The sequence below is a fragment of the Pseudomonas sp. FH1 genome (assembly GCF_000510895.2).
In the GTDB taxonomy this organism is placed as follows: domain Bacteria; phylum Pseudomonadota; class Gammaproteobacteria; order Pseudomonadales; family Pseudomonadaceae; genus Aquipseudomonas; species Aquipseudomonas azotoformans_A.
Genome location: NZ_AOHM01000028.1, coordinates 50,502 through 68,593, shown reverse-complemented (window position 1 = coordinate 68,593; position 18,092 = coordinate 50,502). Strand labels below are relative to the sequence as shown.

The window sequence follows — 18,092 nt, the reverse complement described above, 5'->3', positions numbered from 1 at the left end:
GCGCTTGCAGCTTGCCAAGCATCCGTTACCATCGCCGCACGTTTTTACACAGAGGCCAACATGTACATCTATCGATTGGTCCTGCTGCTGGTCGTCGGGATCTACCTGTTTTCCCCCGCCATCATGGATTGGTGGATCGACGCCACGGGCGCCTGGTATCGCCCTTATCTGCTGTGGCTAATCCTGATCGTCGTGACTTTCATCCTGCAGAGCCAAAAAGATGCCGATGAGCTTTAGCCTCACCCAGATGCTGCTGATCAGCGCCGCCTACCTGGCAGCGTTGTTCGGAGTCGCCTGGATCAGTGAGCGCGGAATGATTCCGCGGGCGATCATTCGCCATCCGTTGACCTACACCTTGTCCCTCGGCGTCTACGCCAGCGCCTGGGCGTTCTATGGCACCGTGGGCCTGGCCTATCAGTACGGTTATGGCTTTCTGTCCAGCTACCTCGGGGTGTCCGGCGCGTTTCTGCTGGCGCCGGTGCTGCTGTACCCGATCCTGAAGATCACCCGCACCTACCAATTATCTTCCCTGGCCGACCTGTTTGCCTTCCGTTTTCGCAGCACCTGGGCCGGCGCGCTGACCACCGTTTTCATGCTGATCGGCGTGCTGCCGTTGCTGGCCCTGCAAATCCAGGCGGTGGCCGACTCCATCAGCATCCTCACCCGCGAGCCGGTGCAACATCGCGTAGCGCTGGCCTTCTGTGCGCTGATCACGCTGTTCACGATTTTCTTCGGTTCGCGCCATATCGCCACCCGCGAAAAACACGAAGGCCTGGTGTTTGCAATTGCCTTTGAGTCGGTGATCAAGCTGATCGCCATCGGGGGCGTCGGCCTGTATGCGCTCTACGGTGTGTTCGATGGCCCGCAACAGCTGGAACTGTGGCTGCTGCAAAACCAGACCGCCCTCGCCGCCCTGCACACGCCTTTGCAGGAAGGCCCATGGCGCACGCTGCTGCTGGTGTTCTTCGCCTCGGCCATCGTGATGCCGCACATGTACCACATGACCTTCACCGAGAACCTCAACCCGCGCTCGCTGGTCAGCGCCAGCTGGGGCTTGCCGTTGTTCCTGTTGTTGATGAGCCTGGCGGTGCCGCTGATCTTGTGGGCCGGCCTGAAACTGGGGGCCACCACCAACCCTGAATACTTCACCCTCGGCATCGGCATTGCCGCCAACAGCCCAGCCTTGGCGCTGCTGGCTTATGTGGGTGGATTGTCAGCGGCGAGCGGGCTGATCATCGTCACGACCCTGGCACTGTCCGGCATGGCGCTGAATCACTTGGTGCTGCCGCTGTACCAGCCGCCGGCCGAAGGTAATATCTACCGTTGGCTGAAATGGACACGCCGCGCGCTGATCGTCGCGATCATCATGGCCGGCTACGGGTTCTACCTGTTGCTGGGCGCCGGGCAGGACCTGGCCAACCTGGGCATCGTCGCATTTGTCGCCACCTTGCAGTTCCTGCCGGGTGTGCTGTCGGTACTGTACTGGCCGACCGCCAATCGCCGTGGCTTCATCGCCGGTTTGCTCGCCGGGATCCTGGTATGGATCGTGACCATGCTGTTGCCGCTGGTCGGTAACCTGCAGGGCTTCTACATCCCGTTGTTGAACATGATCTACGTGCTCGATGACACCAGTTGGCACATGGCCGCGATTGCCTCCCTGGCCGCCAACGTCCTGATGTTCACCCTGATCTCGCTGTTCACCAACGCCAGCCCGGAAGAAACCAGCGCCGCCGAAGCCTGCGCGGTGGACAACGTGCGTCGCCCACAGCGCCGCGAATTGCATGCGGCCTCACCCCAGGAGTTCGCCACGCAACTGGCCAAGCCACTGGGTGCCAAGGCAGCGCAAAAAGAGGTCGAACAGGCGCTGCGCGATCTCTATCTGCCGTTCGATGAGCGGCGCCCCTACGCGCTGCGCCGTCTGCGGGACCGTATCGAGGCCAACCTGTCCGGGCTGATGGGCCCGAGCGTGTCCCAGGACATGGTGGAAACCTTCCTGCCCTACAAGGCCGGCGGCGAAAACTACGTGACCGAAGACATCCATTTCATCGAGAGCCGGCTGGAGGATTACCACTCACGCCTCACCGGCCTCGCCGCCGAACTTGACGCCCTGCGCCGCTACCACCGCCAGACCCTGCAGGAACTGCCGATGGGCGTGTGTTCCCTGGCCAAGGATCAAGAGATCCTGATGTGGAACAAGGCCATGGAAGAACTCACTGGCATCGCCGCGCAGCGCGTGGTCGGTTCACGCCTCAATACCCTGGGCGATCCGTGGAAAGAATTGTTGCAAGGCTTCATCAACCTGCCCGACGAGCACTTGCACAAACAACACCTGGCGCTCGACGGCCAGACCCGTTGGCTCAACCTGCACAAAGCCGCGATCGACGAGCCCCTGGCACCCGGTAACAGCGGCCTGGTGTTGCTGGTGGAAGACCTGACCGAAACCCAGATGCTCGAAGACAAGCTGGTGCACTCCGAGCGCCTGGCCAGCATCGGCCGGCTGGCGGCGGGCGTGGCCCATGAAATCGGCAATCCGATCACCGGTATCGCCTGCCTGGCGCAGAACCTGCGCGAAGAACGCGAAGACGACGGCGAAATCACCGAAATCAGCGGGCAGATCCTCGAACAGACCAAGCGCGTCTCACGCATCGTGCAGTCGCTGATGAGCTTCGCCCATGCCGGCGCCCACCAAAATCAGGATGAAGCGGTGTGCCTGGCCGAAGTGGCGCAGGATGCCATTGGGCTGCTGGCCTTGAACCGGCGCAATTTTGAAGTACAGTTTTTCAATTTGTGCGATCCCGACCATTGGGTCGATGGCGACTCACAACGCCTGGCCCAAGTGCTGATCAACCTGCTGTCCAACGCCCGTGACGCCACTCCGGCCGGCGGTGCGGTACGCGTCAAGACCGAGGCTTTCGAACATACGGTCGATCTGATCGTCGAAGATGAAGGTAGCGGTATTCCACAGAACATCATGGACCGATTGTTCGAACCCTTCTTCACCACCAAGGACCCAGGTGAAGGTACCGGTCTGGGCCTTGCACTGGTCTATTCCATCGTTGAAGAGCATTATGGACAAATCACCATCGACAGCCCGGCTGACACCGAAAGCCAACGCGGCACCCGTATTCGGGTGACCTTGCCGCGTCATGTCGAAGCGACGTCCGCTGTGAACTGAGACCGTCGAGAGAATTGAATCAATGCCGCACATTTTGATCGTCGAAGACGAAACCATTATCCGCTCTGCCTTGCGTCGCCTGCTTGAACGTAATCAGTACCAGGTCAGCGAAGCCGGCTCGGTGCAGGAAGCCCAGGAGCGTTTCAGCATTCCCACGTTCGACCTGATTGTCAGTGACCTGCGCCTGCCTGGCGCGCCTGGCACCGAGTTGATCAAGCTTGGCCAGGGCACCCCGGTGCTGATCATGACCAGCTACGCCAGCCTGCGTTCGGCGGTCGACTCCATGAAGATGGGCGCGGTGGACTACATCGCCAAGCCTTTCGACCATGACGAGATGCTTCAGGCCGTGGCCCGCATCCTGCGTGACCGCCAGTCGGCCAGCAGTGCTCCCACCGAGCAACGTCCAGCGGGCAAAGCTGCCGACAAGCCGGGCGTGGACAACAGCAACGGCGAGATCGGCATCATCGGCTCCTGCCCTCCGATGCAGGACCTGTACGGCAAGATCCGTAAAGTCGCGCCGACTGACTCCAATGTCTTGATCCAGGGCGAGTCCGGCACCGGTAAAGAACTGGTGGCCCGTGCCCTGCACAACCTGTCCAAGCGTGCCAAGGCGCCGATGATTTCGGTGAACTGCGCAGCGATCCCCGAATCCCTGATCGAGTCCGAACTGTTCGGCCACGAGAAAGGCGCATTCACCGGCGCCAGCGCCGGGCGTGCGGGCCTGGTCGAAGCGGCGGACGGCGGCACGTTGTTCCTCGATGAAATCGGTGAGCTGCCGCTGGAAGCCCAAGCCCGATTGCTGCGTGTGCTACAGGAAGGCGAAATTCGCCGCGTAGGCTCGGTGCAGTCACAAAAGGTCGATGTGCGCCTGATCGCAGCGACTCACCGCGACCTCAAGAGCCTGGCCAAGATCGGCCAGTTCCGTGAAGACTTGTATTACCGCCTGCATGTGATCGCCCTCAAGCTGCCGGCCCTGCGTGAGCGTGGCGCCGACGTCAACGAGATCGCCAACGCCTTCCTGCTGCGCCAGAGCGCGCGCATCAACCGTACCGACCTGAAGTTCGCGCCAGACGCCGAGCAGGCGATCCGGCATTACTCGTGGCCAGGTAACGTGCGGGAGCTGGAGAATGCGGTGGAGCGTGCGGTGATCCTGTCGGAGAGCCCGGAGATTTCCGCCGAACTGCTGGGCATCGATATTGAGCTGAGCGACCTGGAGGATGACGACTTCATCGGTCTGGCCCCACAGCAGAGCGGTAGCAATACCAGCCATGAGCCGACGGAAGATTTGTCACTGGAAGATTATTTCCAGCATTTCGTCCTTGAGCACCAGGACCATATGACCGAGACCGAACTGGCGCGCAAGCTGGGCGTGAGCCGTAAATGCCTGTGGGAACGCCGCCAGCGCCTGGGCATTCCACGGCGCAAGACCGGTGTGGCCAGCGAAAGCTGAGGGCGCGCGCCCACAGGTAACACCCACCGATGTGAAAAAACTGTTACCGCGGATATTTCGCGTAACAAAAGCCGGGGCTTACGGTAACGAAGCCCCGGCTTTTTTTGGCCCGTCAAAAACCCGGAACCACCTCAAACCCCCGGTTTTACTGGGCGGCGCAAAAGTTGGCACGCACCCTGCTATATGCTTAGTACAAAAACAATAACAAGCTTTGTACAAGACAATAAAAATAAGACGAATCGACTCACGCATAACAAAAACAACACGGCGGAGGCGCAGCTAACTGATTCTTTTGGAGAGGCGTTGCATTTGGGGCTTGCCCCGCAACCAGGCCGAGAACAACAAAAACTGCCCTAAGGCAGAGCCTGAACTGGTTGGATCGTAGATCAGCAACACAGCGACCAAAGCAATCCGTTTGCTCTTGACTCCCGATTGGGAGTGTCATGAAGGTGAAGCTTCATGGCGAGGGCGGTCAACAAAAACAAGAAGCCCGAAATCAATAATAAAAATAGAGCACGCAACTACTTCTGGGGGAGCTTCGGCTCCCCTTGTAGTTTCCGGGATTTGACCTTTCAAGGCTTATGGCGCAATGCCTGTAGCTTGTTCCTACACCATCCCCTGACTAAATGCTAGAATCCCCGCCCATCATGCGGTCATTCTTCGTTATGGCCGAACATTCCTTCAAACAGTGCATCCCATGCTGAAGAAGTTGTTCCAGTCATTCCGTTCTCCCTTGCGTCGTACGCAACACAAACGCAGCACGCCTGAAGTGCTCAACAGCAGCCAGCATTCGCTGCAGCGCGCTCAATTCAGCCGTTATGCCGTGAATATCGTCGAACGCCTGCAGAACGCTGGCTACCAGGCTTACCTGGTCGGTGGCTGTGTGCGCGACATGCTGCTCAATATCACGCCCAAGGACTTCGACGTCGCCACCAGCGCCACGCCTGAGCAAGTGCGTGCCGAATTCCGTAATGCGCGGATCATCGGCCGACGCTTCAAGCTGGTGCATATCCACTTCGGTCGCGAAATCATCGAAGTCGCGACGTTCCGTGCCGGCCACCCGCAAAACGATGAAGAGGAAGACACCAATCAGTCCTCCCGCAACGAAAGCGGGCGCATCCTGCGCGACAACGTCTACGGCACCCTGGAAGAAGACGCGCAACGCCGCGACTTCACCATCAACGCCCTGTATTACGACCCGGTCAGCGAGCGCATCCTCGATTACGCCAATGGCGTACACGATATTCGTAACAACCTGATTCGCCTGATCGGCGATCCGGTCCAACGCTACCAGGAAGACCCGGTGCGCATGCTGCGGGCCGTGCGGTTTGCCGCCAAGCTGAACTTCGGTATTGAGCGCCATACCGCCGCGCCGATTCGCGAACTGGCACCGATGCTGCGGGAGATCCCGTCGGCACGCCTGTTCGAAGAAGTGCTCAAGCTGTTCCTCTCGGGTTATGCCGCCGACACCTTCGAAATGCTGGTGGACCTGCAGTTGTTCGACCCACTGTTCCCGGCCAGCGCCGAGGCTTTGGAATACAACCCGACGTACACCCACACCTTGATCAGCGAAGCGCTGATCAACACCGACCTGCGCATCAAGCAGAACAAGCCGGTCACCCCGGCATTCCTGTTTGCCGCCTTGCTGTGGCCAGCGTTGCCCAAACGCGTACTGCGCTTGCAGGAGCGCGGCATGCCGCCGATCCCGGCCATGCAGGAAGCCGCCCATGAGCTGATCGCCGAACAGTGCCAGCGCATCGCCATTCCGAAACGTTTCACCATGCCGATCCGCGAGATCTGGGACATGCAGGAGCGTCTGCCACGCCGCAGCGGTAAACGCGCCGACCTGTTGCTGGACAACCCGCGCTTCCGCGCCGGCTACGACTTCCTGCTGTTGCGTGAAAGCGCTGGCGAGCAGACCGATGGCCTGGGTGAATGGTGGACCGATTACCAGGACGCCAATGACAGCGAGCGCCGCGACATGATTCGTGACCTCGGCAGTAAAGGCGACGGCGAAGGGCCGAAGAAGCGTCGTCGCAGCGGCACCAAGCGCAAGCGCAGCGCGGCCGATACCTCGGGCGAATAAACGTGGAACGCATCTACATCGGCATGGGCAGCAATCTGGCGGCCCCGGACCAGCAATTGCGCAGCGCTATCGAAGCACTGGCGCAATTGCCGGGCACCACCGTCGCTGGTGTGTCCGCGTTTTATCAAAGTGATTCCCTGCTCCCAGGCCAGCCGCGCTACACCAATGCGGTTGCCGCCCTGGACAGCCATCTGGCGCCCCTTGAGTTGCTGGATGCACTGCAAGCCATCGAGAACGACCAGGGCCGCGAACGTCTTGAGCGCTGGGGCCCGCGCACGCTCGACCTGGACATCTTGCTGTTTGGCGATCACCTGATCGACGAACCGCGCCTCAAGGTCCCGCACTATCAGATGCACCTGCGTGCTTTTGTGCTGTACCCGTTGGCCGAACTGGCGCCCGCCAGCCTGGCGTTACCCGATGGCCAAACCCTCAATGACTTGCTGGCAGCCTGCCCGTTTGTCGGTCTGGAACGCCTCACAGTTGCTGAATCGCGTCAGTAACAGCGGTAACACCGCCATCGTAACAATGCGGTAACACATCCAATTGACTTCCCGTGTCCTCCTCACGACTATAGGCGTCCCGCTGCCGCCAACCCGGCGCTAAAGGGCGCAATCCAGGCCATATAAGCACTGCTCTCAAGACCGTGCGCCTGTATAAACGAAGACTCACGCGCGTTACTCGCTGTTTCCAAGCGCCTGAATGAGGACCCTTTTCATGCCAGACATTACCCTGACCACCTTGCAGAGCCTCAAGCTCAAAGGTGAAAAAATCGCCATGCTGACCTGCTATGACGCCACCTTCGCCCACGCCAGTTGCCAGGCCGGGGTTGAAGTGTTGCTGGTGGGCGACTCCCTGGGCATGGTTCTTCAAGGGAATGACAGCACCTTGCCCGTCACCACCGATGAACTTGCGTACCACACCGCCAGCGTCAAGCGCGGCAACGATGGCGCATTCATCATCGCCGACCTGCCGTTCATGGGTTACGCGACGCTCGAACAGACCTTCCAGAATGCCGGCAAGCTGATGCAAGCTGGCGCGCATATGATCAAAGTCGAAGGCGCGGTGTGGCTGGCCGAGTCAATCCGCCTGCTGGCGGAACGCGGTGTGCCGGTGTGTGCGCACATGGGCCTGACGCCACAGTCGGTGAACATCCTCGGCGGCTACAAGGTACAAGGCCGCAATGAGGCCCAGGCGCGGCAGATGCGCGCCGATGCCATCGCCCTGGAACAGGCGGGCGCGGCAATGATCCTGCTCGAATGCGTGCCAAGCGAACTGGCGGCAGAAATCACCCAGGCGGTGAAAGTGCCGGTGATCGGGATTGGCGCAGGCTCGGCCACCGATGGCCAGGTGCTGGTGCTGCACGACATGCTCGGCCTGTCGATCAGCGGCCGTGTGCCAAAGTTCGTGAAGAACTTCATGGCCGGCCAGGACAGCATTCACGCTGCATTGAGCGCCTACGTCGCCGAAGTCAAAGGCGTGACCTTCCCTGGCGCTGAACACGGATTCTCTGCATGAACACCGTAAAAACCGTACGTGAACTGCGGGCTGCGGTGACCCACGCCCGCAATGCCGGCAAGCGCATTGGCTTTGTGCCGACCATGGGCAACCTGCACAGCGGCCATGCCACGTTGGTGACCAAGGCCGCCCAGCAGGCGGATTTCGTGGTGGCCAGCATCTTCGTCAACCCGCTGCAGTTTGGTGCTGGCGAAGACTTGGACAAGTATCCGCGCACACTCGCCGCCGACCAGGAAAATCTGCTGCAAGCGGGCTGCAACCTGTTGTTCGCGCCCACCGTCGAGGAAATGTACCCCGGCGGCATGACCGGCCAGACCCGCGTCAGCGTGCCGCAATTGTCTGAAGGCCTGTGCGGCGCCAGCCGTCCGGGGCACTTCGAAGGAGTGGCGACGGTGGTCAGCAAGTTGTTCAACATGGTCCAGCCGGACATGGCGGTGTTTGGCCAGAAGGATTACCAGCAACTGGCGGTGATCCGCGCCATGGTCCACGACCTGAACATGCCGATCCAGATCATCGGCGAGCCCACCGTGCGCGCCGACGACGGCCTCGCGCTGTCGTCGCGTAACGGCTACCTCACCGACGAGCAACGCGCCATTGCGCCGGTGCTGTACCGCAGCCTCAGCCAGATTGGCGCCGCGATCAAAGCCGGTGACCACGACTTCGCCAAGCTGCGCGCCGAACAGGTCCAGCAGATCGAAGCCGCCGGGTTGCGCCTGGACTACCTCGAAGTTCGCCAGGGTGTGCATTTGCGCCCAGCAACGGCCGAGGATCGGGATATCGTGATCCTGGTAGCCGCCTATCTCGGCGCTACCCGACTCATCGACAACCTGCACCTGACCCTCGACTGACCCCTTTCAGTCACCCTCCTCGCTGCGTCAATAAAAAGGGCCGGTATAAAAAAGTACCGGCCTTAGCGCAGACAAAGCCAAGACATATCGACACGCTAGGTTTAATGTAATCGCCCTGCGCTATGGTTAGCGCTGTCCGGAACCCAATGCTTGATCAAAGACTGGACGTTCCGGGCTTAGAAGTGTCCTAAAGGCAGTCCCCGTAATAAAAGGAAACCCGCAGCGATGGCGTACTACCGCACTCCTCATGACGTTACCGCTCTGCCCGCCTGGCAAGCGCTCAATCAACATCGCCAAGCCATGCAGGATTTCAGCATGCGCGAAGCGTTCAATGCCGATCCTCAGCGTTTTTCCCAGTTCACCCTGAGCAGCTGCGGACTTTTCCTCGATTACTCGAAAAACCTGATCACCAGCGAAACCCGCGACCTGCTCGTGGGCCTCGCCAAAGAAGTCGGCCTGAAAGACGCGATCAACTCGCTGTACGCCGGCGAGCCGGTCAACTCCTCCGAAGGCCGCCCGGCCCTGCACACCGCCCTGCGCCGCCCGGTTGGCGACAAGTTGTCGGTGAACGGCGTGAACATCATGCCGGACGTGCACAAGGTGCTGAACCAGATCACCGACCTGGTCGGCCGCATTCATGATGGCCTGTGGCGTGGCTACACCGAGAAGCCGATCACCGACGTGGTGAACATCGGTATCGGTGGCTCGTTCCTCGGCCCGGAGCTGGTCTCCGAAGCGCTGTTGTCCTACGCCCACAAAGGCGTGCGCTGCCACTACCTGGCGAACATCGACGGCAGCGAGTTCCACGAGCTGACCATGAAGCTGCGCGCCGAGACCACGCTGTTCATCGTCTCGTCGAAATCCTTCAACACCCTGGAAACCCTGAAAAACGCCCAGGCCGCCCGCGCCTGGTACCTGGCCCAGGGTGGCTCGGAAGCCGAGCTGTACCGCCACTTCATCGCCGTATCGAGCAACAACGCGGCGGCGGTGGCCTTTGGTATCCGTGAAGAAAACATCTTCCCGATGTGGGATTGGGTCGGCGGCCGTTACTCGCTGTGGTCGGCCATCGGCTTGCCGATCGCCCTGGCTATCGGCATGTCCAACTTCAAGGAGCTGCTGTCCGGTGCCTACACCATGGACCAGCATTTCCAGAACGCACCGTTCGAACAGAACATGCCGGTGCTGCTGGGTCTGCTGGGCGTGTGGTACGGCAACTTCTGGGGCGCGCAGAGCCATGCGATCCTGCCGTACGACCATTACCTGCGTAACATCACCAAACACTTGCAACAGCTGGACATGGAATCCAACGGCAAGAGCGTGCGCCAGGACGGCACGCCCGTCGCGACCGATACCGGCCCGGTGATCTGGGGTGGCGTAGGTTGCAACGGCCAACACGCCTACCACCAGTTGCTGCACCAGGGGACCCAACTGATCCCGGCCGACTTTATCGTGCCGATCGTCAGCTTCAACCCGGTGTCCGACCACCATCAGTGGCTGTACGCCAACTGCCTGTCCCAGAGCCAGGCGCTGATGCTCGGCAAGACCCGCGCCGAAGCCGAAACCGAGCTGCGCGACAAGGGCATCCCGGAAGACGAAGTGCAAAAACTTGCACCGCACAAGGTGATCCCGGGCAATCGTCCGAGCAACACTATCGTGGTCGAGCGCATCAGCCCGCGTCGCTTGGGCGCTCTGGTTGCCATGTATGAGCACAAAGTGTTCGTGCAGAGCGTGATCTGGGGTATCAACGCCTTCGACCAATGGGGCGTGGAACTGGGCAAAGAGCTGGGCAAGGGTGTCTACAACCGCCTGACCGGCGCTGAGGAAATCCTGGCCGACGATGCGTCGACCCAGGGCCTGATCAACTACTTCCGCGGTCGTCACCGCGGCTGATCCAGGTATGGCAGGGCCAACGTCCGTTTGGACGTTGGCCTTGAACCCTCCCCTTGCAGGGTGCATCTTTATGACTTGTCGCAAAAACAAGAATAAGGATCGCTCATGTTCGATATCAGCACGTTCCCCACCGCCGATGCCGTCCGCCGGGCTGCGCAACTCAGTCAAGAGGACTATCAGCGCCTCTACCGCCAATCCATCGAGCAGCCGGACACCTTCTGGGCTGAACAGGCCAAAGGCTTTCTCGACTGGATCACCCCGTGGCACACCGTTCAAAGCTCAGACATCAACACTGGCGCCGCCCAGTGGTTTGCCGGCGGCCAACTGAACGTCAGCTACAACTGCATCGACCGTCACCTGGCGCAACGCGCCGATCAGCCGGCCTTCATTTGGGAGGGCGATGATCCTGCCAAATCCTCCAACATCACCTACCGCCAACTGCACCAGAACGTCAGTCGCCTGGCCAATGTGCTGAAAAGCCGTGGCGTGAAGAAAGGCGACCGGGTGTGCATCTACATGCCGATGATCCCGGAAGCGGCCTACGCCATGCTCGCCTGTACGCGGATTGGCGCGGTGCATTCCGTGGTGTTTGGTGGCTTCTCGCCGGATGCCTTGCGTGACCGTATTCTCGACGCCGACTGCCGCACGGTGATCACCGCCGACGAAGGCGTGCGCGGTGGCAAGCCGGTGGCGCTGAAACAGAATGTCGACAAAGCCCTGACCAACTGCCCGAATGTGAGCACGGTTCTGGTGGTAGAGCGCACCGGTGCGACCGTCAACTGGAGCGAAGGCCGCGACCTCAAGTATCAACAGGCCCTGGATGCGGCCAGCGACGACTGCCCGCCCGAGCCAATGGACGCCGAAGACCCGCTGTTCATCCTCTACACCTCCGGCAGCACCGGCAAACCCAAAGGTGTGCTGCACACCACCGGCGGCTACTTACTGCAAGCGACGATGACCTTCAAATACGTGCTCGACTACCGCGAGGGCGAGGTGTTCTGGTGCACCGCCGATGTGGGCTGGGTCACCGGCCACAGTTACATCGTGTACGGCCCACTGGCCAACGGCGCGACTTCGCTGATGTTCGAAGGCGTACCGAGCTACCCGGACAGCTCGCGCTTCTGGCAAGTGATCGACAAGCATAAAGTCAACATCTTCTACACCGCGCCCACCGCCTTGCGTGCTTTGATGCGCGAGGGTCACGGCCCGCTGGAGAACACCTCTCGCGCCAGCCTGCGCCTGCTGGGGAGTGTCGGTGAACCGATCAACCCGGAAGCCTGGGACTGGTACTTCAATGCCGTCGGCGAACAACGCTGCCCGATCGTGGACACCTGGTGGCAGACAGAAACCGGCGGCATCATGCTCAGCCCCTTGGTCAGCGCGCAGCGCATCAAGCCCGGCTGCGCGACCCAGCCGATGTTTGGCGTACAACCCGTATTGCTTGACGAACACGGCAAGGAATTCAGCGGCGCCGGCAGTGGCGTACTGGCGATCAAAGCGAGCTGGCCAGGGCAGATCCGCAGCGTGTACGGCGATCCGCAGCGCATGATCGACACCTATTTCAAACCCTACCCCGGTTACTATTTCACCGGCGACGGCGCACGCCGTGATGACGACGGCGACTACTGGATCACCGGGCGCATCGACGATGTGATCAACGTCTCCGGCCATCGCATCGGCACCGCCGAGGTGGAAAGCGCCCTGGTGCTGCACGACCAGGTGGCCGAGGCCGCCGTGGTGGGCTACCCCCATGACGTCAAAGGCCAGGGCATCTATGCGTTTGTCACGCCCATGAATGGAGTGGAACCCGACGATGCGTTGAAAAAACACCTGCTGGCGCTGGTCAGCAAGGAAATCGGCAGCTTTGCCAAGCCGGAACTGATCCAATGGGCCCCGGCCTTGCCGAAAACCCGCTCCGGCAAGATCATGCGCAGGATTTTGCGCAAGATCGCCTGCAACGAACTCGACAGCCTCGGTGATACCTCGACCCTGGCCGACCCGAGTGTCGTAGAGGGCTTGATCGACAAACGCCTGAACCGATAGGAACCCCTGAGTCGCCATGGAATTTATCCGCAGCCGTATCGAAAACCAGTTGATGAGCCTGACCGGTTTGTCACTGGGCCAACTGGACCTGGAAAACCCCAAGGGTGACCCTGGTCTGTTCGGGCCCGATTCGGTGAGTTGGCAGGTCCATGGCGACTTCAGCAGCATGCTCATCGGCGGCATCAGCGCCTTGATGCTGCAAGCCTTACACCCATTGGCCCTGGCGGGCGTGTGGGACCATTCCAACTTTCGTCAGGACATGCTCGGGCGCTTGCGGCGCACCTCGCAGTTCATCTCGGGCACAACATTTGGCTCGCGCAAAGACGCCGAATGGCTGATCGAAAAAGTCCGCACCATTCACTTGCAGGTGGTCGGTCATGCCCCGGACGGGCGACCTTACGCGGCCAGCGACCCGGAATTGCTGACCTGGGTGCATGTGGCAGAGGTCAGTAACTTCCTCGCCGCCCACTTGCGCTATCGCAACCCGAATCTGTCCGGTCGAGACCAGGACCGTTACTACAGTGAAATTGCCTTGGTCGCCGAACAGCTGGGCGCGCGGCATGTTCCGCGTTCTCGGCAGGAAATTTCGGATTATCTGGCCCGCATCCGCCCGCAATTACTGTGCGACGATCGCAGCCGCGAAGTACTGCGCTTGCTCTTGAATACGCCCTCCCCCAGCCTGCTGGCCAAACCCTTCGGCAGTCTGATGATGCAGGCCGGCATTGACCTGCTGCCGGATTGGACCAGCGCCATGCTCGACCAGCACCAGAGCCCGCTGCAACGCCAGATGATCCGTGCCGGGGTCAAGCGCAGTGCGCCGATGCTGCGATGGGCGATGCGCAACGGTTCGGTGCAACGCGCCCATCGGCGGATGGGGTTGATGTAGGCGACGGCGCATAGCTGTTAAACTTCGCGCCCTCATTTCCCCAGCAAGGCGCGCTCCATGTCTCCTCTGAATCAGGCGCTGCGCGCCGCCCTCGATCATCGCCAAGACCTGATCCATGAGCTGCACGCCCAAGGCACCGACTGCTACCGCCTGTTCCATGGCAGCCAGGAAGGCGCCGGCGGCCTGACGATCGACCGCTACGGCCCGCAATTGCTGGTGCAGAGTTTTCACCACTCCCTGGAAACTGCAGAGCTGCTGGACCTGCATCAACAGGTCAACCAGTACATGGGCCTGGAATTGTTGCTGGTGTACAACGACCGTTCCCGTGGCAACTCGCGCATCGACCGCGAAGACACGGTTTATCGTGCCGAGCCCGCTGCACTGGAAGACCTGATCGGCCATGAGTGGGGCCTCAATTACCGCGTGCGCGGCCGCCATGCCGGGCAGGACCCGCTGTTGTTCCTGGATTTGCGTAACACCCGCGGCTGGGTCAAGGCCCACAGCGCCGGCAAAAGCGTGCTGAACCTATTCGCCTACACCTGCGGCGTCGGCCTGAGCGCGGCAGCCGGTGGTGCGCGTGAGGTGTGCAACCTGGACTTCGCCGAGGGCAACCTGGCGGTCGGGCGCGAAAATGGGCTGCTCAACCCGCAATTGCCGACCATGCAGTTCGTGCAATCGGATTACTTCCCGGCGATCCGCCAATTGGCCGGCCTGCCGATCACCCAGCGCCGCGGGCAAAAGCTGCCGAGTTACCCGCGCCTGGAACAACGTCAATACGACTTGGTACTGCTCGACCCGCCAGCCTGGGCCAAGAGTGCTTTCGGCACCGTCGACCTGCTGCGCGATTACCAGAGCCTGCTCAAGCCCGCACTGTTGGCCACCGCCGACAATGGCGTGCTGATTTGCTGCAACAACCTGGCGAAAGTCAGCATGGAGGACTGGCGCGAACAGGTGCTACGTTGCGCAGAGAAGGCCGGGCGCCCCGTGCGTGACTGCAAAGTCATGACGCCAGGCGCGGACTTTCCCTCGCAGGACCAACAACCTCCGCTGAAAACCCTGATACTGCAGCTGTAAGACGTTTCCCAAAGGACCCGTTCTTCGGAACCGAAAACCCGTGCCATACTCCAAGGCACTCCTGTTTGACATAGATGGCGCCGCCCCATGCCCAAAGGATTGATTCGCGCCGCTGGCGCCTTGTTGACCGCCCTTGCCCTGTACAGCTTGCTGGGCTTTTTGATTCTCCCTGGCGTTGCCCTTCGCATTGCCAACCAGCAACTGGCCAATTACGCCACGGTGCCGGCGCGGATCGAGCGGATCGAGCTCAACCCGTTCAGCCTGGAGGTAACGGCATGGGGGCTGAAAATCGGTGAGCCGGGCAAGGAACAGGTGGGTTTCGAGCGTCTCTACGCCAACCTGCAGATCGACAGCCTCTGGACTCGCGCCCTGCACCTGGCCGATGTGCAACTGGACAAACCCAAGACTGAGCTGTTGTTCGACAAGTCCGGCCAGTTGAACCTCGCGCAGTTGTTCAAGCTGCCGCCCAGCGAGCCCATCCCGACCGACCCAAATGCCAAGCCGTTTCCGCTGCGCATCGACAGCATCAAGCTGGCCGGCGGCTATGTGCATTTTGAAGACTTGCGCCCCAGCGAACCCATCGAATTCCTTTACGACAAGCTCGACTTCGAGCTGAAAAACCTCAGTACCCTGCCTGAAGACAACGCCGACATGACGTTGGTGGCAGCCGGGCCTGCAGGCGGACAGATCGACTGGAAAGGTAATTTCAGCCTGGTGCCGATCACTTCCGAAGGCACGTTGAAAGTCACCGATGGCAAGATGAAAGCCTGGTGGCCGTATGTACGTGACGCGCTTCCATTGGTGCTGGAAGACGGTGTACTCAACTTCAGCACCGAGTACAAGTTCAGCCTGGCCAAAGAGACAGAACTGAACCTGACCAACACCTCCGCCAGCATCGCGCCATTTGCCATCAAGGCACCGGATGGCCGCCCACTGGTTCGCCTGGAACGCCTGGACGTCAGCGAAACCACGGTGGACTTGGCCAAGCAGCAGGTCGTCGTCGGCAAGATCCGCAGCAACAAGCTGGAAACCTGGGCGTCGCTGGAAGCGGATGGGCAACTGGACTGGCAGAAACTGTTCGCCAGCCAGCCGAGTAAGCCGGCCAAGGCACCCGAGCCCCAAAATGCACCCGCCACCGCCGACTCGCCAAAAGCCGAGCCTGCGGCGCCAAGCAAGCCTTGGCAAGTACTGCTCAAGGACGTGCAACTGCGCAACTATCAGGTGCACCTGGCTGACCGTCAGGCCAAGCCGGCGGTCGCGCTGGAAGTGGGCCCGCTGAACGTCGATGTGCAGAATTTCGACAGCCTCAACCAGAGCCCCTTCACGTTGAAAGTCGACACCGGCCTGGGCAAGCAGGGCAAGGTTCAGGCGACTGGCGAGGTCAACCTCAACCCGGTCAGCGCCAAGCTGAAAGTGAATACCCAGGACATCGACCTGCGGGTCGCCCAGTCCTATATCAGCCCGTTCATCCGCCTGGAACTGCGCAGCGGCATGCTCGGCAGCAATCTCGATGTGAACCTGAAAAGCACTGATCCTTTGAAGCTCCAGGTCACAGGCAGAGCGCAGGTCGACCAGTTGCACACCCTGGACACCCTCAAGACCCGCGACTTCCTCAAATGGCAGCGCCTGGTGCTAGAAGGCGTGAACTATCAGCACGGCGACAGTCTGTCGATCGACAAGGTCAACCTGCTGCAGCCGTATGCACGTTTCATGATCAACGATGACCGCACCACCAACGTGGATGACCTGTTGATCCCGCAACCCGCCGACAAAACACCCAAGCCCGCCAGCAAGGAAAAACCCTTGGGCATCCGCATCGGGCAGATTGCAATCAATGACGGTTCGGCCAACTTTGCCGACTTCAGCCTCACACCCAACTTCGCCACGGCGATTCAACAGCTCAACGGGCAAATCGGCACCATCGACAGCCGCCAGGCCAAACCGGCCAGCGTCGATATCAAGGGTAAGGTTGATCGTTATGCGCCGGTGACCATCAAGGGCAGCGTGAACCCGTTCGACCCGATGGCGACGCTGGATATCGCAACCAGCTTCAAACGCGTAGAGCTGACCACCCTGACGCCCTACTCCGGCAAGTTCGCCGGTTTCCGTATCCGCAAGGGTCGCCTGAACCTCGACCTGCATTACGTGATCACCAAGGGCCAACTGAAGGCCGAGAACAAAGTGGTGGTCGAGCAGCTGCAACTTGGCGAGAAAGTCGACAGCGCCGATGCCGTGGACTTGCCGATTCGCCTGGCAATCGCCTTGCTCAAGGATTCCGACGGCAAGATTTCCATCGAACTGCCGGTGACAGGCGATCTGAATAACCCGCAGTTCAGTGTGATGCCGATTGTCTGGCAGACCCTGCGTAACCTGGTAGTGCGTGCAGCGACGGCGCCCTTCAAGTTTATCGGTGGGCTGGTGACGGGCGGTGGCTCGGAAGACCTTGGCAATGTATCGTTCGCCGCTGGGTCCAGCGAATTGAACAAGGATGCCGAAGGCGCCTTGAACACCTTGGCTAAAGCACTGAAAGAGCGCCCTACATTGCGCCTGGAGATCGAAGGCACAGCGGCTGCCAGCAGCGATGGACCGTTCCTTGCCGCTCAGCGACTGGAACGTGAATACCAGTACAACTACTACAAGATTCTTCAACGTCGTGGTGACAAGGTTCCAGCCCAGGCGTCCCTGCTTGTCGTACCGGAAAAGGAAAAGGCGCCGTTGCTTGAAGGCATCTACCGCACCCGCCTGAAACAGCAACCACCAGCCGAATGGAAAGACCTGAGCAGCGATGATCGTAGCGCCAAGCTTCGTGACGGCGTGATCAAGTTCTGGAGTGGCAGTGATGTGCTGCTGCGCCAACTGGGCCAGGACCGTGCAAGCACCATCAAGGACTACCTGGTGGACAAAGGCCAGCTGGAAGATGATCGGGTGTACTTCATTGATGCCAACTTGGGGCAGGCCGAGAAGGATGGTCGGGTCGTGACGCCGATGCATCTGGACGCGGAATAACCCGCCCAGAATAGAACAGGCCCCGACACAAGTGCCGGGGCCTGTAATGACCACATCCGTGTGGTCGGTCGCATGAACTCCAGAGGTGCATCGGGTGGATATCTAGCTCACCCTAAGCC

At 60.6% G+C, this 18,092-nt stretch carries 12 protein-coding genes; all 12 read left to right on the top strand.

Features of this window, described 5'->3' with window-relative positions:
* Nucleotides 1-60: 60 nt before the first annotated feature.
* The 12 genes from H096_RS33870 (at nt 61) to H096_RS11460 (ending at nt 17,973) form a co-directional block, all read left to right on the top strand.
* Nucleotides 61-237, top strand: coding sequence for a hypothetical protein (locus H096_RS33870; RefSeq protein ID WP_003176118.1), 177 nt, complete (start codon nt 61-63; stop codon nt 235-237).
* Complete coding sequence (locus H096_RS11510; RefSeq protein ID WP_162240113.1) at nt 221-3,175, top strand: sensor histidine kinase; 2,955 nt, start codon at nt 221-223, stop codon at nt 3,173-3,175. Before H096_RS33870 ends, H096_RS11510 begins: the two co-directional genes overlap by 17 nt.
* Nucleotides 3,176-3,197: 22 nt before the next feature.
* Nucleotides 3,198-4,625: a sigma-54 dependent transcriptional regulator gene (locus H096_RS11505; protein ID WP_033898283.1), complete on the top strand. Its 1,428-nt coding sequence runs from the start codon at nt 3,198-3,200 to the stop codon at nt 4,623-4,625.
* Between the two features lie 697 nt (nt 4,626-5,322).
* Complete coding sequence (locus H096_RS11500; RefSeq protein WP_033898282.1) at nt 5,323-6,711, top strand: polynucleotide adenylyltransferase PcnB; 1,389 nt, start codon at nt 5,323-5,325, stop codon at nt 6,709-6,711.
* Between the two features lie 2 nt (nt 6,712-6,713).
* Nucleotides 6,714-7,211, top strand: a complete 498-nt coding sequence (gene folK, locus H096_RS11495; protein WP_033898280.1) for a 2-amino-4-hydroxy-6-hydroxymethyldihydropteridine diphosphokinase — start codon at nt 6,714-6,716, stop codon at nt 7,209-7,211.
* 214 nt (nt 7,212-7,425) lie between these two features.
* Nucleotides 7,426-8,226 carry a 3-methyl-2-oxobutanoate hydroxymethyltransferase gene (gene panB, locus H096_RS11490; protein WP_016976834.1) on the top strand — a complete coding sequence of 267 codons (801 nt, stop codon included), beginning with the start codon at nt 7,426-7,428 and terminating at the stop codon, nt 8,224-8,226.
* Nucleotides 8,223-9,074, top strand: coding sequence for a pantoate--beta-alanine ligase (gene panC / locus H096_RS11485; RefSeq protein WP_033898278.1), 852 nt, complete (start codon nt 8,223-8,225; stop codon nt 9,072-9,074). Before panB ends, panC begins: the two co-directional genes overlap by 4 nt.
* A gap of 225 nt (nt 9,075-9,299) precedes the next feature.
* Nucleotides 9,300-10,964, top strand: a complete 1,665-nt coding sequence (pgi, locus tag H096_RS11480; RefSeq protein WP_033898277.1) for a glucose-6-phosphate isomerase — start codon at nt 9,300-9,302, stop codon at nt 10,962-10,964.
* A 105-nt stretch (nt 10,965-11,069) separates the two neighbouring features.
* Nucleotides 11,070-13,007 (top strand): acetate--CoA ligase, encoded by a 1,938-nt coding sequence (acs, locus tag H096_RS11475; RefSeq protein WP_033898275.1) that lies wholly within the window; start codon nt 11,070-11,072, stop codon nt 13,005-13,007.
* A 16-nt stretch (nt 13,008-13,023) separates the two neighbouring features.
* Nucleotides 13,024-13,893, top strand: coding sequence for an oxygenase MpaB family protein (locus tag H096_RS11470; protein WP_033898273.1), 870 nt, complete (start codon nt 13,024-13,026; stop codon nt 13,891-13,893).
* Between the two features lie 57 nt (nt 13,894-13,950).
* Nucleotides 13,951-14,967: a class I SAM-dependent methyltransferase gene (locus tag H096_RS11465; RefSeq protein ID WP_033898272.1), complete on the top strand. Its 1,017-nt coding sequence runs from the start codon at nt 13,951-13,953 to the stop codon at nt 14,965-14,967.
* An 87-nt stretch (nt 14,968-15,054) separates the two neighbouring features.
* Nucleotides 15,055-17,973, top strand: coding sequence for a DUF748 domain-containing protein (locus tag H096_RS11460; protein WP_033898267.1), 2,919 nt, complete (start codon nt 15,055-15,057; stop codon nt 17,971-17,973).
* Nucleotides 17,974-18,092 lie beyond the last annotated feature (119 nt).

What these genes read in the sequence shown, in the direction of transcription:
- H096_RS33870 (WP_003176118.1), top strand. Translation starts at nt 61, where the DNA reads ATGTACATCTATCGATTGGTCCTGCTGCTGGTCGTCGGGATCTACCTG.
- H096_RS11510 (WP_162240113.1), top strand. Translation starts at nt 221, where the DNA reads ATGCCGATGAGCTTTAGCCTCACCCAGATGCTGCTGATCAGCGCCGCC.
- H096_RS11505 (WP_033898283.1), top strand. Translation starts at nt 3,198, where the DNA reads ATGCCGCACATTTTGATCGTCGAAGACGAAACCATTATCCGCTCTGCC.
- H096_RS11500 (WP_033898282.1), top strand. Translation starts at nt 5,323, where the DNA reads ATGCTGAAGAAGTTGTTCCAGTCATTCCGTTCTCCCTTGCGTCGTACG.
- panB (WP_016976834.1), top strand. Translation starts at nt 7,426, where the DNA reads ATGCCAGACATTACCCTGACCACCTTGCAGAGCCTCAAGCTCAAAGGT.
- panC (WP_033898278.1), top strand. Translation starts at nt 8,223, where the DNA reads ATGAACACCGTAAAAACCGTACGTGAACTGCGGGCTGCGGTGACCCAC.
- pgi (WP_033898277.1), top strand. Translation starts at nt 9,300, where the DNA reads ATGGCGTACTACCGCACTCCTCATGACGTTACCGCTCTGCCCGCCTGG.
- acs (WP_033898275.1), top strand. Translation starts at nt 11,070, where the DNA reads ATGTTCGATATCAGCACGTTCCCCACCGCCGATGCCGTCCGCCGGGCT.
- H096_RS11470 (WP_033898273.1), top strand. Translation starts at nt 13,024, where the DNA reads ATGGAATTTATCCGCAGCCGTATCGAAAACCAGTTGATGAGCCTGACC.
- H096_RS11465 (WP_033898272.1), top strand. Translation starts at nt 13,951, where the DNA reads ATGTCTCCTCTGAATCAGGCGCTGCGCGCCGCCCTCGATCATCGCCAA.
- H096_RS11460 (WP_033898267.1), top strand. Translation starts at nt 15,055, where the DNA reads ATGCCCAAAGGATTGATTCGCGCCGCTGGCGCCTTGTTGACCGCCCTT.